14 protein-coding genes are annotated in these 15,014 nt (G+C 70.3%); 11 read left to right on the top strand and 3 right to left on the bottom strand.

What is annotated here, in order from left to right; all coding sequences use genetic code 11:
- The 5 genes from metK to asnB all read left to right on the top strand — a co-directional run bounded on the left by metK (nucleotide 1) and on the right by asnB (nucleotide 6,344).
- Nucleotides 1-1,206, top strand: a complete 1,206-nt coding sequence (gene metK, locus ACQPZQ_RS22965; protein WP_433299317.1) for a methionine adenosyltransferase — start codon at nucleotides 1-3, stop codon at nucleotides 1,204-1,206.
- Entirely contained in the window at nucleotides 1,206-2,906 is a 1,701-nt protein-coding gene (locus ACQPZQ_RS22960) for a formate--tetrahydrofolate ligase (RefSeq protein ID WP_433283857.1), read from the top strand. The genes metK and ACQPZQ_RS22960 overlap by 1 nt, the downstream gene beginning before the upstream one ends.
- An 88-nt stretch (nucleotides 2,907-2,994) precedes the next feature.
- Nucleotides 2,995-3,174: a hypothetical protein gene (locus tag ACQPZQ_RS22955; protein ID WP_433283856.1), complete on the top strand. Its 180-nt coding sequence runs from the start codon at nucleotides 2,995-2,997 to the stop codon at nucleotides 3,172-3,174.
- A 60-nt stretch (nucleotides 3,175-3,234) separates the two neighbouring features.
- Nucleotides 3,235-4,176 (top strand): 1-phosphofructokinase family hexose kinase, encoded by a 942-nt coding sequence (locus ACQPZQ_RS22950; protein ID WP_433283854.1) that lies wholly within the window; start codon nucleotides 3,235-3,237, stop codon nucleotides 4,174-4,176.
- A gap of 332 nt (nucleotides 4,177-4,508) precedes the next feature.
- Nucleotides 4,509-6,344 (top strand): asparagine synthase (glutamine-hydrolyzing), encoded by a 1,836-nt coding sequence (gene asnB / locus ACQPZQ_RS22945; RefSeq protein ID WP_433299315.1) that lies wholly within the window; start codon nucleotides 4,509-4,511, stop codon nucleotides 6,342-6,344.
- A gap of 127 nt (nucleotides 6,345-6,471) precedes the next feature.
- Here the strand turns inward: asnB and ACQPZQ_RS22940 are convergent, their stop codons facing one another.
- From ACQPZQ_RS22940 to ACQPZQ_RS22930, 3 genes are all read right to left on the bottom strand, one after another.
- Nucleotides 6,472-7,761 (bottom strand): glycosyltransferase, encoded by a 1,290-nt coding sequence (locus tag ACQPZQ_RS22940; RefSeq protein ID WP_433299313.1) that lies wholly within the window; start codon nucleotides 7,759-7,761, stop codon nucleotides 6,472-6,474.
- 191 nt (nucleotides 7,762-7,952) lie between these two features.
- Entirely contained in the window at nucleotides 7,953-8,372 is a 420-nt protein-coding gene (locus tag ACQPZQ_RS22935) for an STAS domain-containing protein (RefSeq protein WP_433283852.1), read from the bottom strand.
- Between the two features lie 125 nt (nucleotides 8,373-8,497).
- The gene (locus ACQPZQ_RS22930; protein ID WP_433283850.1) at nucleotides 8,498-10,192 is read right to left on the bottom strand and encodes an MFS transporter; all 1,695 of its coding nucleotides are present in this window, start codon (nucleotides 10,190-10,192) and stop codon (nucleotides 8,498-8,500) included.
- A 218-nt stretch (nucleotides 10,193-10,410) separates the two neighbouring features.
- Between ACQPZQ_RS22930 and ACQPZQ_RS22925 the strand changes: the two genes are divergently transcribed.
- The 6 genes from ACQPZQ_RS22925 (at nucleotide 10,411) to ACQPZQ_RS22900 (ending at nucleotide 14,994) form a co-directional block, all read left to right on the top strand.
- Nucleotides 10,411-11,622, top strand: coding sequence for an acyl-CoA dehydrogenase family protein (locus ACQPZQ_RS22925; RefSeq protein WP_433283848.1), 1,212 nt, complete (start codon nucleotides 10,411-10,413; stop codon nucleotides 11,620-11,622).
- A 190-nt stretch (nucleotides 11,623-11,812) separates the two neighbouring features.
- Nucleotides 11,813-12,874, top strand: a complete 1,062-nt coding sequence (locus tag ACQPZQ_RS22920; protein WP_433283846.1) for an AbrB family transcriptional regulator — start codon at nucleotides 11,813-11,815, stop codon at nucleotides 12,872-12,874.
- A 68-nt stretch (nucleotides 12,875-12,942) separates the two neighbouring features.
- Nucleotides 12,943-13,677: a class I SAM-dependent methyltransferase gene (locus ACQPZQ_RS22915; protein WP_433283844.1), complete on the top strand. Its 735-nt coding sequence runs from the start codon at nucleotides 12,943-12,945 to the stop codon at nucleotides 13,675-13,677.
- Between the two features lie 40 nt (nucleotides 13,678-13,717).
- On the top strand, nucleotides 13,718-14,101 hold the full coding sequence (locus tag ACQPZQ_RS22910) for a VOC family protein (RefSeq protein WP_241035540.1): 384 nt from the start codon (nucleotides 13,718-13,720) through the stop codon (nucleotides 14,099-14,101).
- A 136-nt stretch (nucleotides 14,102-14,237) separates the two neighbouring features.
- On the top strand, nucleotides 14,238-14,411 hold the full coding sequence (locus tag ACQPZQ_RS22905) for a CsbD family protein (protein ID WP_433283843.1): 174 nt from the start codon (nucleotides 14,238-14,240) through the stop codon (nucleotides 14,409-14,411).
- Between the two features lie 415 nt (nucleotides 14,412-14,826).
- A complete protein-coding gene (locus tag ACQPZQ_RS22900) occupies nucleotides 14,827-14,994 on the top strand; it encodes a CsbD family protein (protein ID WP_433283841.1) in 168 nt (55 codons plus the stop codon).
- The last annotated feature ends 20 nt before the right edge of the window (nucleotides 14,995-15,014 follow it).

Below are 15,014 nucleotides of genomic sequence, written 5' to 3'. Positions count from 1 at the left end.
CTGGCCGAGAACGAACACCTCTTCACCTCGGAGTCGGTCACCGAGGGCCACCCCGACAAGATCGCCGACCAGATCTCGGACGCGATCCTCGACGCCGCACTCGCCGAGGACCCGACCTCGCGCGTGGCGTGCGAGACGCTCGTCACCACCGGGCTCGTCGTCGTGGCGGGCGAGATCACCACCAGGGCCACGATCGACTTCGCCGGGGTCGTGCGGCGCACCATCTGCGACATCGGCTACGACGACGGCGCCTACGGGTTCGACGGCAGGCACTGCGCCGTGATGATCACGCTCGACAAGCAGTCGCCCGACATCGCCCAGGGTGTCGATGTCGCCCATGAGCACCGCGGCAAGCTCTCCGAGGACGAGCTCGACAGCGCGGGCGCGGGCGACCAGGGCATGATGTTCGGCTTCGCCACGCGCGAGACCCCCGAGCTCATGCCCCTGCCGATCGCGCTCGCCCACCGGCTCTCCCGGCGACTCGCGGCCGTGCGCAAGGACGGCACGCTGCCCTACCTGCGTCCCGACGGGAAGACGCAGGTCACCGTGCGCTACCGCGACGGCGTTCCGGTCGCCGTCGAGAAGGTCCTGATCTCCACGCAGCACGCCGAGGAGGTCTCCACGGAGCAGATCCGCAAGGACCTGTGGGAGCACGTCGTCACCCGCGAGATCCCGGCCGAGCTCTACTCCGCCGAGGTCCTCAAGGAGAACTACTTCGTCAACCCGACGGGCCGCTTCGTGATCGGCGGCCCGGTCGGCGACGCCGGTCTCACCGGCCGCAAGATCATCGTCGACACCTATGGCGGGTTCGCCCGCCACGGCGGCGGTGCGTTCTCCGGCAAGGACTCGTCCAAGGTCGACCGGTCCGCCGCCTACGCTGCCCGCTACGTGGCGAAGAACCTGGTGGCCGCCGGGCTCGCCGACAAGGTGGAGGTGCAGGTGGCGTACGCGATCGGGGTGGCCAGACCGCTGTCGGTGCTGGTGGAGACCTTCGGCACCGAGCACGTGCCCCTCGCGAACATCCGCAAGCTCGTCGACGAGCACTTCGACCTGCGTCCGGCCGCGTTCCGCCGGGATCTGCAGCTGAACCGCCCGATCTTCGGCAAGACCGCCGCCTACGGCCACTTCGGCCGTGACGACCCCGACTTCACGTGGGAGCGCACCGACAAGGCCGACGAGCTGCGCGCAGCGGCGGGGCTCGGCTGATGGCCGGATTCCCGACCGACCTGGAGATCGCGAAGGCGGCGAAGCTACAGCCCCTCGGGGACATCGCCGCCGAGATGGGCATCGGCTCGCACCTCGTCACGCCCTACGGCCGGCAGGTCGCGAAGATCGAGCTCGCGGCGATCGACGAGCTCGCCGACCGGCCGCGCGCCAAGTACATCGTGGTCTCCGCGGTCACCCCGACGCCGCTCGGTGAAGGCAAGACCACCACCACCGTGGGGCTCGGCCAGGCGATGCGCCACATCGGTAAGCGCGCCACCATCGCGATCCGCCAGCCGTCCATGGGGCCGACGTTCGGCATCAAGGGTGGCGCCGCCGGTGGTGGCTACTCGCAGGTGGTGCCGATGGAGCAGCTCAACCTGCACCTCACCGGCGACTTCCACGCCGTCACCGCCGCCCACAACATGCTCTCGGCGGTGCTCGACAACCACCTGTTCCAGGGCAACGAGAGCGAGATCGACCAGCACAACATCACCTGGCGCCGGGTGCTCGACGTCAACGACCGGGCGCTGCGCAACGTCATCGTCGGGCTGGGCTCGAGGCTCGACGGCGTGCCGCGCCAGACCGGGTTCGACATCACGGCGGCTTCCGAGGTGATGGCGATCTTCGCGCTCGCCCGGTCGGTTCCGGAGATGCGTGAACGGCTCGGACGCATCGTCGTGGCCTACACCCGCGACGGGAAGCCGGTCACGGCCGAGGACATCGGCGGCGCCGGAGCGATGGCCGTGATCATGCGGGACGCGATGGCGCCCAACCTGCTGCAGACGCTGGAGAACACTCCGGTGCTGGTGCACGCCGGCCCGTTCGGCAACATCGCGCACGGCAACTCGTCGGTGGTGGCCGACCTGATCGGCATCCACTCGGGCGACTACCTCATCACCGAGGCCGGGTTCGGCGCCGACATGGGTGCCGAGCGGTTCTTCAACATCAAGTGCCGCGCGTCGGGTCTCACCCCCGACGCCGCGGTCGTCGTCACCACGGTCCGGGCTCTCAAGGCGCACTCGGGCAAGCACCGCATCGTGGCAGGCAGGCCACTGCCGGAGGCGCTGCTCGCCGAGAACCCCGACGAGGTGCACGTCGGCGGGGCCAACCTGCGCAAGCAGATCGAGAACATCCGCCTGCACGGGATCCCCGCGGTCGTCGCGATCAACGCCTTCCCCGACGACCACCCGAGCGAGCACGCCGCGATCGCCGAGATCGCGGAGTCGATGGGTGCCCGCTCGGCGGTGTGCACGCACTTCGCCGACGGCGGGCGCGGCGCCACCGACCTGGCGCGTGCGGTGGCGGAGGCAGCCGACGAACCGTCGGACTTCCATTTCCTCTATCCCGAGAGCGCCCCGCTGCGGGAGAAGATCGAGATCGTGGCGCGGGAGGTCTACGGCGCCGACGGGGTGGACTACGACCCGCCCGCCGCCCGCCAGCTCGACTCCTACGAGCGCAACGGGTTCGGGAACCTGCCCGTGTGCATCGCGAAGACGCACCTGTCGATCTCGTCGGACCCCTCGCTCAAGGGCGCGCCGACGGGGTGGCGACTGCCGGTTCGGGAGGTGCGGGCGTCGGTGGGAGCGGGCTTCATCTACCCGATCTGCGGCGACATGCGCACCATGCCGGGGCTCGGGGCGCATCCCGCGGCGCACAAGATCGACCTGGACGCCGACGGAAACATCATGAACCTGTCCTGACGGCTGATCGAGCGTGCACCGGTTCCCCGGAACCGGTGCACGCTCGTCACTCGCGAGTCGGTCATGACGGGCCGGGGTACCCGAGCGCATGACCGAGCACGAACACGAGCCCGTCGAGAGCGCACGACCCCGGCTCGACCCGAGCGACCATCCCAGCAGCGTCCGGCCGGATGCGGTCGAGCCCGAGGACGACGAGGACGAGGACCGTCAGGACACCGACGGCCGAGCCGAGCACGGTCCTCCGTCGGAGGCGCCCGACCCCGCGTGACGCTCTGCGACCCGGTATGTCCACCGCGTAGCAAAACGGTGATATGGGTACGAACCGGACATGCCACCGACAGTCGTCGTCTTCGCTCCCTCTCCCCTGCTGACCGTCACCATCGAGGACCGGGCCGGTGTGCCCGACATTCACGTCCACGCCGGCGGGCAAGCGGTGTGGCAGGCCCGCATGATCTCCAGCCTCCGAGTCCCGGTGGTGCTGTGCGCCACCCTGGGCGGCGAGGCGGGGGACGTGCTCGGGCACCTGCTCCCCAGCGAGGGCGTGGAGCTGCGCGCCGTCCCGGTCGACTCGCGTAACGGCGGCTACGTGCACGACCGCCGCGACGGCGACCGCGACCCGATCGCAGAGGCGCCCGGCTCGCCGCTGGACCGCCACGAGCAGGACGCGCTCTACGAGCTGATGCTGCACGAAGGCATCACGCACGGCACGGCCCTGCTCGGCGGCCCGAACTCCGACGACGTGATCCCGGCTGCGCTCTACGCCCGCCTCGCCACCGACCTCGCCCGCAACGGCTGCCGCGTGGCGGCCGACCTCTCGGGCAAACGTCTCGACGCCGTGCTCGAGGGCGGCCCGTTCGTCATCAAGGTGAGCCACGAAGAGCTGCTCGCGGACGGCCGCGCCGAGAACGACGACCCGGCGACGCTGGTCGCAGCGATGCGGCAGCTGCGCGCGGAAGGCGCCGGCACGGTGATCGTCTCGCGTGCCGCCGAGCCCACTCTCGCGCTCCTGCCGGAGGGACTCCAGGACGGGAGCGACGTCCTGGAGATCCGCGTGCCGGAGCTGACGCCCGCCGAGACCCGCGGGGCGGGCGACTCGATGACGGCTGGCGTCGTGGCGTCACTCGTGCAGGGAGAGCCGGTGCGGGAGGCGTTGCGCACCGGCGCGGCGTGCGGGGCCCTGAACGTCGTCCGGCGCGGGCTCGGTACGGGCGGTGCGGAAGCGATCCGTGCGCTCGCCGAGCGGGTCGAGCTCAGCGACTGGAAGAAGTGACGCACGCCGCGCCCGTATCCAGGCTTCCCGGTGACCGCCATCCATCACAACCTCAGCTGTTTCAAGCAATCAGCTTTTCTCATAACTAGGAAGCAAGAGTGATATCGCTCGAGCGTCCAATTCTCGTGAGCGAGATCACTGTGATCCTGCGACGATGGCGCCCCGCGATCCATGCGGCGTACGTTGGCCTGGTCGCTCGCTTTCAGCTGCATCCGACATCGTCACGGTCGACGATCTGCGGACAAATAGCAGCAGCCGCGATCATCACCGATCGCGATTTTGGCACAGCTCTCGCATCCTCGTTCCGAGGATCACGGATCCGGGAGACCTCCATGTGTGGAATAACCGGCTGGGTGGCGTTCGACGCCGACCTGCACGCCGAAGTCGAAGCCATCAACGCGATGACCGGCACGATGGCCTGCCGAGGCCCTGATGACGAGGGCACCTGGGTGCGCGGGCATGCGGCACTGGGACACCGGCGCCTGAGCATCATCGACCTGGCGGGCGGGCGGCAACCGATGGTCGAAGAAACCGCCGACGGCCCGGTGGCGCTCGTCTACTCCGGCGAGACCTATAATTTCACCGAGCTGCGCGTCGAGCTCGGCTCCCGGGGCCACTATTTCGAGACGTATTCAGACACCGAGGTTGTGTTGCGCGCCTATCTGGAATGGGGTAGCGCCTCGGCGGAGCGCCTGAACGGGATGTACGCGTTCGCCGTCTGGGACGCGCGGATTCAACAGCTCGTCATGATCCGTGACCGGATGGGCATCAAACCTCTGTACTACTACGAAACCGAGGACGGCGTGCTGTTCGGCTCGGAGCCGAAGGCGATCCTGGCCAACCCGCTCGCCGAACGTGTCGTCGGCCTGGACGGGTTGCGCGACATGTTCGGCCAATCCAAGTCGCCGACGGTGGTCGTGTGGGAGGGCATGCGTGAGGTCGAGCCCGGCTGTGTGGTCACCACCCACCGTGGCGGCCTCCAGGCCACACGCTATTGGAGCTTGCCCACCCGCGAGCACACCGATTCCCGAGATGCCACCGTCGCCCACGTCCGGGAACTGCTCGAGGACATCGTGGCGCGTCAGCTGGTGTCGGACGTGCCACGATGCACCCTGCTGTCCGGTGGCCTCGACTCGTCCGTCATCACCGAGATAGCCGCCGGCCGGCAGGCGCGCGCAGGTGAGACCATCCGCACCTTCTCCGTCGAGTACGCCGGCCAGACCGAGCGCTTCGTCGCCGATACCGCCCGCGACGCCCCGGACACCCCGTTCGCGCACGAGGTAGCTGCGCATGCCGGCACCGAGCATCAGGACATCCTGCTGGACCCCGACGCCCTGACCGACATCGATGTCCGGACCGCAGTCGTGCGCTCCCGGGACATCCCGCAGGGCCTCGGAGATATGGACACGTCGATGTACCTGCTGTTCCGAGACTTGCGGGCACACTCCACGGTTGCGTTGTCCGGCGAATCGGCCGACGAGATCTTCGGCGGCTACCGCGAGTTCTTCAGCCGAGAGGCGCTGCAGGCCCACAGCTTTCCCTGGCTGACGGACGTGACGCCCATGAGGGGCCTCGACGTCGAAACTCTCGATCCCGGACTGCAGGCCACACTGGCGTTGCCCGAGTACACCAGGGATACATATGACAGTGCGGTCGCAGCGGTTCCACGCCTGGACGTCGACGACGATCACGAGTATCGGATGCGCCAGCTCAGCCATCTCTACCTGACCCGTTTCCTTCGCTTGCTGCTGGACCGCAAGGATCGGCTGTCCATGGCCGTCGGCCTGGAGGTCCGGGTCCCGTTCTGTGACCACCGGCTGGTCGAATACGTCTACAACGCACCGTGGTCTTTGAAGGTATATGACGGGAGGGAGAAGTCGCTACTGCGCGGGGCCGTCGGTGACCTTTTGCCCCGCTCCGTGCTGGAACGGAGAAAAGCGCCCTACCCTTCCACTCAGGATCCCGCCTACGTGACCAAGTTGCGGGGCATCTGCCGAGACTATGTCATCGGCTCAGCCCACCCGGTTGTCGAACTGGTCGATCGCAACTGGTTGGCCGGGGCCGTCGTCGAGGATGGGCCGGCGCGGCCGAGCACCCGCCGCAGCCTCGAACGGACCATCGACCTGGCCATCTGGCTCGATATCTACAACCCGACCCTGAAAATCTGATCCCGCGAAAGTCGATCGGGGTCACCGCCGTCGCCGGAGAATGAGGAGGAGGCGATCAGCGTGGCCACTGTGCCGGTCGACGTGGTCGGCCGGCACCGGTACGCCCGGCACAGGCGCCGCGGCCGGCTCATCGGCCCGCGCCTGCGGTCTTCGTCCGGTCCATCTCGGCACCCTCCATCTCGGCACCGTCCATCTCGGCACCGTCCACGTCCGGCTCGGGATTCGTGGCGGCACGGACGCGGCCGTTGCGCACCTCGATGACCTCCTCGTAGACGGCCGCGGTGGCCGCGGCCACCCGTGACCAGTCGTAGCGGGCGAGCACGCGGTCGTGCCCGGCGATGCCGTAGGCCGCGCCCCGCGTCGGGGAGGCGAGCAGGTCACGCACCGCGGCGGCCACGGCGTCCGGACGACGAGGCGGGACGAGCAGCCCGGTGACCTGGTCCACCACCGTGTCCTGGATGCCTCCGACGGCGCTGGCCACCACCGGACGCGCGCACGCCATCGCCTCGAGCGGCACGATCCCGAACGGCTCGTACCACGGCACGCACACCACCGCGTCGGCCGAGCGCAGCAGGGCGGGGACCTCTTCCCGGCCGACCGGCCCGATCAGCCGCACCCGATCGCCCACCCCGACGGCCTCCGCAAGCGAGCGCAGGCGCTCGGCGTGCGGATCGCCGGCCTCCGCACCGCCTGCCACCACCAGCTCGGCGTGCGGAATGCGGCGCAGGGCCTCGATCACCTCGTCGACACCCTTGTGCCGCGCCAGCCGGCCGAGTGAGACGAGGCGCGGTCGCTCGGAGCGTTGCGCCACCGGTCCGTCGGGAGCGAACAGCTCGGTGTCGACCCCGCGCGGCACCACGCTGATCCGCCGGCGCGGCGCACCCAGCCGCGCCAGCTCGAAGACCTCGTCGGTGCAGGTAGCGAGCACGCGATCCACTGCGCGAGCCACGGCGAGCTCCGCGCGTATGCGTCCTTCCGGGCTCGTGTCGTCGCTTCCGTGGTGGCGGCGCGTGACGCTCCCGAGGGCGTGGAAGGTCTCCACGACGGGTATCCGCCCACCCGCAGCGGCGAGCGCCACCATGCCGGACATCCAGAAGTGCGCGTGGACGACATCGGGCCGATCGGTCGCCCAGGCCGCCTTCACCGTGTCCGTGAAGGCCGGGAGGTGCGGCACCAGCTCGTCCTTCGGTAGCGGTTCGGCCGGGCCTGCTGATGCATGCCGGACCACGACACCCGGTCGCAACGGCACCGTGTCGGGGAGCGCGGGATCGTCGCGGCGCGTCCACACCGTCACGTCGTGGCCCATCGTGGCAAGGGCGGAGCTCAGCTCCAGCACATGCACGTTCTGGCCACCGGCGTCGGTCCCGCTCAGCGCACCGAGGGGGCTGGCGTGCTCGGACACCATCGCGATACGCATCAGCAGCAGCTCCTTCCGACGATGGACGTCGTCCACGAGCCGTTCACGTGCCACAGCAGGATGTTCACGCAAGGGGGTTAACTCTTGCCACTGCGAAGAAAACCTCACAGCCGCAACTGCTACTCGTCGGAGCCAATTACTACGCTCCGTCGCGTTCCGGAAGCCGAGACCTCATGGGCGCGGCTCTCGGCTCAGGCGATCTCGGCGATCGCCTCGTCGAGGCTGTCGCAGTGCCGGAACACATCGAGCAGGTTGGTGATCTGAAGGACGCGGCGCACTGCCCGTCCGGCGGCTGCCGTGCGGAACGAGACCCCGCCTGCGTCTGCGCGGCTGCGGGTGTCCATCAGCACGACGAGCCCTGTCGAACCGCAGAACAACAGGCCGGAAAGGTCCACGACCAGTCCTTTCGGGCCGGCGTCCACGGCCCGGAACGCCACCTCACGCAGCAGCCCGGCGGTCGAGAGATCCACCTCGCCCGCCGGTGCGACGACGAGCACTCCGCTCCGCGGCTCGGACACCGGCACCGTCAGCAGATCGGGGCGCAGCGACACCGGAGTGCGCGGCTGCGGGACCTCGGAGCCGGCCGAGGCGAGCTCGAAGCGCCGTGTCATCCGATACTCACCTCCGGTGGTGAGGTAAATGAGGGGCACCACCAACCCCGAGCAGCCTCAACGATGCTCTCCGCCGACCTGGGGCGCAACCACGCCACTCGGTCGGCGGGTGGGTGATCTGGCCCTCAGTCCTGGAAGCGGGCCCGCACCGCGCCGTCCGGCCCGTCCTCGGTCAGCGCGCCCACGGCCAGCCCGTAGCGCAGCGCCGCGGCGAACCGGTCGGGCGCCCAGGCGTCCGCGCCGACGCGTTCGCCCAGCTCCGCCGACGGCAACGGGCCGCTGCGCAGCGCCTCGAGGATCGCGCCCAGCTCGCGGTCCCGTTCGGGATCGTCGATCAACGGCGCCTGGTTGTAGCTGCGGGCGGTGACGCCCGGACGGCCTGGTGGTCGCCCGTCGGTCTCCGCATGGTGCGCGGCCCGGCTTCCCGCCGTCTGCGCCGACAGCGGCGTCGCGACGTCCTCCAGCGACCGGCCGGCAGCCTCGACCCCCAGCAGGAGCTCGGCGAGCCCGGCGAGGATCATGACCCCGGCGCCGATGTAGTAACCGAATGCGACGTTCTCTTCGCGGCCGCTCGCGGCGAGCGAGCTGAAGAGCACCGGCCCGATGATCCCGCCGAGTCCTGTTCCCACGGCGTAGAAGAGCGCGATGCACATCGCCCGGATCTCCATCGGGAAGATCTCCGACACCGTGAGATAGGCCGCGCTGGCCCCGCAGGACGCGAGGAAGAAGACGGCGGTCCAGGCCGCCACGAGGGTCCAGGCCGACAGCGCGCCCACCGAGAACAACCACGCCGTGCCGACGAGCAGCAGACCCGAACCCACATAGCTCACCGTGATCATCACCCGGCGGCCGATCGTGTCGAACAGCCGGCCGAGGACCAGCGGCCCGATCAGGCTGCCCAGCGCCAGCGGGATGAGGTAGAGCCCGGTGGAGGCGCTCGGCACCCCGAAGAAGGTGGCCAGGACCAGCCCGAAGGTGAAGTACACGGCGTTGTAGAGGAACGCCTGGCCCACGAAGAGCGCGAGCCCGAGCAGCGCACGCCGGGGATAGGTCCCCAGCACCGTCCTGGCGATCTCGCCGAAGCCGGTGCTGCTTCGCTGGGTCACCTCCAGGAAGTCCTCCACCGGGGGCAGCGGCGCACCGGTCTCCCGCTCGACCCCGCGCTCGATGTCTCCGACCAGGGCCTCGGCCTCGTCGTTGCGGCCGTGTGTGTAGAGCCAGCGCGGGCTCTCCGGCACGTGCCGGCGGACGATGAGGATCACCACGCCCAGCACGGCGCCGAGGGCGAACGCCACCCGCCAGCCGACATCGGCCGGGATGAGCACGGGATCGAGCAGCAACAGCGTGAGTGCGGCTCCGACCGCGGCGCCTGCCCAATACGAGCCGTTCACGGCCAGCGACACGGTGGCACGCATGCGGGCGGGCACCAGTTCGTCGATCGCCGAGTTGATGGCGGCGTACTCCCCGCCGATGCCTGCGCCCGTCAGGAACCGCATGACGAGGAAGAACCAGGCGGTGAAGGAGAAGGCGGTGGCGATCGTGGCCGCGAGGTAGAGCCCGAGCGTCACGAGGAAGAGCTTCTTGCGGCCGAACCGGTCGGTCAGGTAGCCGAACACCAGCGAGCCGACAACCGCGCCTGCGACGTAGATCGCGGCCGCGAGCCCGACCTCCGTATCGGTCAACGCGAGGCCGCTGTCCGGTTCGGTGAGCCGGGCGGCGAGCGCGCCGACGATCGTCACCTCGAGGCCGTCGAGGATCCAGACGGTGCCCAGGCCCAACAGCACGAGCCAGTGCCAGCGCACCCACGGGAGGCGATCCATCCGGGCCGGAACGTCCGTTCGTACCGTGCTCGCCCCCGCCATGCCGGCGATTAGCCGGGAGCCCGGACACCGAAACATGGCCGACGACACGCGCCCGACAACTCCGTGAGCGCTCCGTCGCTGTGACCCCGCGCATTGCCCATCACCGATCCGGCGCCAATACTGCGAAGGTGGTCACCCATTCTCGTCAAACGTCGACCCGAACGCTGGAGGAAACTGTGATCGGTCCTCCACCGTCGATTTCGACGGAATGCACGAGTTCGTCCGGCGAACTGCTCGATCGGGCCCGGGAGCTCGTACCGCTCCTGCGCGCGAACGCCGCCGAGACCGAGCGCCTCTGCCGGCTCCCCGAGGACAACGTCACCGCGCTGCGCGACGCGGGCTTCTTCACACTCGGCGCCCCGCGCTGCGCCGGAGGACCCGAGGTCGACTTCCGGACATGGGTCGACGTGGTCGCCGAGCTCGCCCGCGGATGCGGCTCAAGCGCCTGGGTCGCCACGCTCCTCTCGATGGGCGCCCACTGGACAGGCCTGCTCGGGGACCGCGCCCGCGCCGATGTCTGGGCCGCCGACCCGCATGCGGCGGTCTGCTTGAACCCGAACCCGAGTGCAGGCGGCCGCGCCGTGGACGGTGGCATGGTCGTCAGCGGGCGGTGGCGGCCCATGTCCGGCTGCAACCACGCCCAATGGGTCATGGGGGGCGTACCGGTTCAGGACGAGCAGTGCGCGGTCGTCGACCGGAAGCTGGTGCTCGTGCCGATGACCCAGGCCCGCATCGAGGATACCTGGAATGTCGCCGGAATGCGGGGAACGGGCAGCAACACCGTTGTCGTCGACGAGGTCTTCGTGCCCGAACATCGCATCCTGTCGCTGCCCAGGGCGCTCGCAGGCGACTACGCGCCCGATCATTCCGACGAGCCGCAGTACGCCATTTCGGCGTCCTCGTTGGTGGCCGTCGCCCAGGCGGCCCCGGCGCTCGGCCTGGCCGCTGCGGCTCTGGAACACACGCTGGACGTCCTCGGCGCGGGCCGGGCGGTCGGGACGTCGATCTACCAGAACGCGATCGACTCACCGAGCGTGCAGTTCGACGTCGCCGACGCCGCACGGCTGATCGACACCGCCAGGATGCACGCCGATCGGGCCGTCCGGGACATGGAGCAGGGGGTCCGTGAGCGGCACCCACTGGACCTGGCCACCCGGGCCCGCATCCGGATGGACGTCGGCACGGTCATGCGGAGCACGCAGCAGGCGGTGGGCCTGCTCCTGGACGTGGGTGGGGCAGGCGGATTCGACATGGGCAATCCGGTCCAGCGGATCTGGCGCGATCTGGAGACGGTGGTACGGCACCAGATCCTCTCCCCCGACCTCAGCCGCGAGATCTACGGACGCGCGCTGCTCGGCGTCGAGCCACAGGTCAGCAACCTGATCTGAGCCGCCGGAGTGCGGACTGTCCGCTCCGCGGCCTGGTAGCCGGTGCGTCCACGCGAAGATGGTCGGGGTCGCCAGGACCAGTGGGGGCGGCGGGGTGGAGTAGCCCGCACTGTTCGTCTCGTCACTGAGGTGGGCTTTGTCGGCCCGTCCATAGTGCGTCGCGGCGCACTCGTAGCCGAGGATCGAGGCGATGAGATCGCGCGGCTGGGCACGGTGGGCACTGTTGGTCGCGCTGACGGCGGTGGTGACGGGCGGGATGGCCCTGCTCGACGTGCCGTCTCCCGGCCTCTTCGCCGGGCTGGTCGTCGCCACCGTGCTCGCTCTCGTCGGCTGGGCACCGAAACAGGTGGCGCCGTCGGCCACCACCGCCGCCCAGGCGGTGATCGGGGTGGTCATCGGCGTGCTCGCCCAGCCCTCCACGCTCACCCAGCTCGCGGCGGACTGGCTGCCCGTGCTGCTGGTGAGCGTTGCCACGCTCGGCGTCAGCATGGCGGCGGGCCTGCTCCTCGGACTGCGGCCCGGTGTCACCCCCCTGACCGGGATGCTCGCGCTCACCGCGGGCGGGGCCTCCGGGCTCGTCGCGGTCAGCCGGGACCTCGGTGCCGACGACCGGGTCGTGGCCGTCGTGCAGTACCTGCGCGTCGGCCTGGTCACCGCGACGATGCCGATCGTGGCGGCGCTCGTGTTCGGCGCGTCCGGCTCGACCACTTCGGGCCCGGACACGGGAGGGCCGGCCTGGTACGTCGACCTCGGCTTCCTCGTGGTCTGCGCCGGCGTCGGGCTCACGCTGACCCACCTCGCCCGGGTGCCGGCGGGCGGGCTGCTCGGGCCGATGGCCGTCGCGATCGCGCTGAACCTCACAGGCTGGTCCTTCGGCGCGACCCCGCCCACGCTCATCGTCGAGGTCGCCTACGCCGTGATCGGCTGGCAGGCGGGCGTGCGTTTCACCCGCGAGAGCCTGCGCATGGTGCTCGGCGTGCTGCCGCTCGCCGCAGCGCTCATCGCCGCGGTGATCGTCGCGTGCGCCGGCCTCGGGCTGCTGCTCACGGGCCTGACCGGTGCCACCCCGCTGGAGACCTACCTCGCGACCACACCGGGCGGGATCTACGCGGTGCTGGCGACAGCGGTCTCGTCCGGCGCGAACGCCACCTTCGTCGTGGCGGTCCAGGTGCTGCGGCTGATCCTCATGCTCCTGGTGGCGCCGCTGCTGGCCCGGCTGGTGGGCCGGCGCGGCCGCGCACCGGAGCCCTGACCGCACGAGCGGCACACCCGTCCGAACTCGCTGGACGAACGTGCCGCCCATACGGTCGGGTGTGCGCCATGAGCGTCGAGAATGCGTTTTGGCTGGCCCATGACGGGCTCGCTCAGCAGGCACCGGGGTCGGCCGCGACGACCCGCCTGCTGCTCCGGCTGGCGGGGCCGTTGCCGGCCCGGCCCCGCGCGGTGGACATCGGCTGCGGTGGTGGCCAGGCGAGCGTCCTTCTCGCCGCGGAGGCGGGCGCCGAGGTCGTGGCCGTCGACACGCACGAGCCGTTCCTGGAGCAGACGCGGGCAGCCGCTGCCGCGGCCGGTCTCGGCGGCCGGGTGCGCACCGTGGCCGCGCGGATGCAGGACCTGCCGCTCCCCGCAGGCTCGGCGGACCTGATCTGGGCCGAGGGCTCCGTCTATCTCATGGGGTTCGACGAAGCACTCGTGGCATGGCGAGACCTGCTGGCCCCGGGCGGCGCGCTGGTGCTCACCGAGTGCGAATGGACCACCCCCGAGCCCGCCCCGGGTGCGCGCGCGTTCTGGGCCGCGGCGTACCCGGCGATGCGCACCACCGACGGGAACGTCCGCGCAGCGCTGGCGGCCGGCTGGATCGTCACCGCCACCTACCTGCTCCCCGACTCCGACTGGGCGGCCTACTACGACCCCCTCGCCGCACGCATCGAGGCGCTGCGGGCCGACGGGATCGACGGAGCATCACTCGACGAGGTGGCGCACGAGATCGAGATCCGTCGTGCGTACGGCGGCGACTACGGCTACACGGGCTACGTCCTGCGGCCCCGGCCCTGATCGGCCCGAAATGTCGGGTGGCCCCGCTACCGTCCGCTCCATGACGACCACCACCGGAATCGCCACGCTGAGCGTCATCGCCCTCGACTGCCGCGAGCCCAAGGCCCTCGCCGAGTTCTACAGCGCGCTCTCCGGCGCTCCCGTCGTGCGCTCGGAGGACGACTGGGTACAACTCGCCGGCCAGGGTGGGGTCGCGCTGGCCTTCCAACTGGCTCCCGACCACGTTCCGCCGCAATGGCCGAGCGAGGAGCAGCCGCAGCAGATCCACCTCGACTTCGACGTGCCCGACCTCGACGCCGCAGAGGCCCAGGTGCTCGCGATCGGTGCCCGCAAGCACGAGCACCAGCCCGGCACCACCTTCCGGGTCTACCTCGACCCCGCCGGCCACCCGTTCTGCCTCTGTCTGGCCTCCCCGGCCTCGTAGTCGCACCCCAGCCGGCCGCCCCCTCCCAGGGCCATCGGGGGCGGCCGGTGTGTGGGATCACCGAACCCCGGGTAGGCCGGTTCCGGCGATAGATGCCGGGGGCGCTCCCCGGGCATCCGAGGAACGGAGGCTCCACATGGGTACCGACGACAAGATCAACAACAAGGCCGAGCAGCTCAAGGGCAAGGCCAAGGAGAAGGTCGGCCACGCCACGGGCGACGAGGAACTCGAGGCCGAGGGTCACGCCGACCAGGCCAAGGGCAACCTCAAGCAGGCGGGCGAGAAGATCAAGGACGTCTTCCGCAGCTGAGTCTCGTCGCTCCGCTCAGCGCAGAAAGGGCCCGGTCGCTCACGGAGCGGCCGGGCCCTCGCGCGTCCGCGTCCCGCGTATCGGCATGTCCCGGCCCGCCCGCCGGTCTTTCGAGCTCGGCTCGGGCCCAGCAGCCGTGTGTCGCTCGCGGCTGCCGGGCCCCCGAAAGATGATCACGGTCGGCCGCCGTCGAAGGCGGGCACTCGCGATCGGTGCCCGCCAGCACGAGCACCGGCCCGCCATCACCTTTCGGGTGTACTCGCCCCGTCCGACCACCCGTTCTGCCTGTGCCGGGATGACACGTCCGAGTAATCCCTCGCGCACGGAGTGTGGGCCCAGCGGGCCCCGGGGTAGCTCCTGACCGCAGGTGATTCCGCGGGCGTCCGCGGCATCCGACGAGAATGGAGACCGAGGAATGGGCGACAAGGTCCGCAACAAGGCCAAGAAGCTCAAGGGCAAGGCCAAGGAGAAGGTCGGCCAGGCCACCGGCAACCAGCAGCTCCAGGCCGAAGGGCAGGCCGACCAGGCGAAGGGCGACCTGCGGCAGGTCGGCGAGAAGATGAAGGACGTCTACCGCAGCTGATCCCGCGCCAGCTCAGCGAT

The sequence above is a fragment of the Pseudonocardia sp. CA-142604 genome, assembly GCF_050948475.1.
GTDB lineage: Bacteria > Actinomycetota > Actinomycetes > Mycobacteriales > Pseudonocardiaceae > Pseudonocardia > Pseudonocardia alaniniphila.
This window is presented reverse-complemented; position numbering and strand designations above follow the sequence as displayed.

Coding starts and splice junctions, on each gene's coding strand:
- ACQPZQ_RS22950 (WP_433283854.1), top strand. CDS start 3,235: ATGCCACCGACAGTCGTCGTCTTCGCTCCCTCTCCCCTGCTGACCGTC.
- ACQPZQ_RS22930 (WP_433283850.1), bottom strand. CDS start 10,192: ATGGATCGCCTCCCGTGGGTGCGCTGGCACTGGCTCGTGCTGTTGGGC.
- ACQPZQ_RS22905 (WP_433283843.1), top strand. CDS start 14,238: ATGGGTACCGACGACAAGATCAACAACAAGGCCGAGCAGCTCAAGGGC.
- asnB (WP_433299315.1), top strand. CDS start 4,509: ATGTGTGGAATAACCGGCTGGGTGGCGTTCGACGCCGACCTGCACGCC.
- ACQPZQ_RS22935 (WP_433283852.1), bottom strand. CDS start 8,372: ATGACACGGCGCTTCGAGCTCGCCTCGGCCGGCTCCGAGGTCCCGCAG.
- ACQPZQ_RS22940 (WP_433299313.1), bottom strand. CDS start 7,761: ATGCGTATCGCGATGGTGTCCGAGCACGCCAGCCCCCTCGGTGCGCTG.
- ACQPZQ_RS22900 (WP_433283841.1), top strand. CDS start 14,827: ATGGGCGACAAGGTCCGCAACAAGGCCAAGAAGCTCAAGGGCAAGGCC.
- ACQPZQ_RS22915 (WP_433283844.1), top strand. CDS start 12,943: ATGAGCGTCGAGAATGCGTTTTGGCTGGCCCATGACGGGCTCGCTCAG.
- ACQPZQ_RS22955 (WP_433283856.1), top strand. CDS start 2,995: ATGACCGAGCACGAACACGAGCCCGTCGAGAGCGCACGACCCCGGCTC.
- ACQPZQ_RS22910 (WP_241035540.1), top strand. CDS start 13,718: ATGACGACCACCACCGGAATCGCCACGCTGAGCGTCATCGCCCTCGAC.
- ACQPZQ_RS22920 (WP_433283846.1), top strand. CDS start 11,813: ATGAGATCGCGCGGCTGGGCACGGTGGGCACTGTTGGTCGCGCTGACG.
- ACQPZQ_RS22960 (WP_433283857.1), top strand. CDS start 1,206: ATGGCCGGATTCCCGACCGACCTGGAGATCGCGAAGGCGGCGAAGCTA.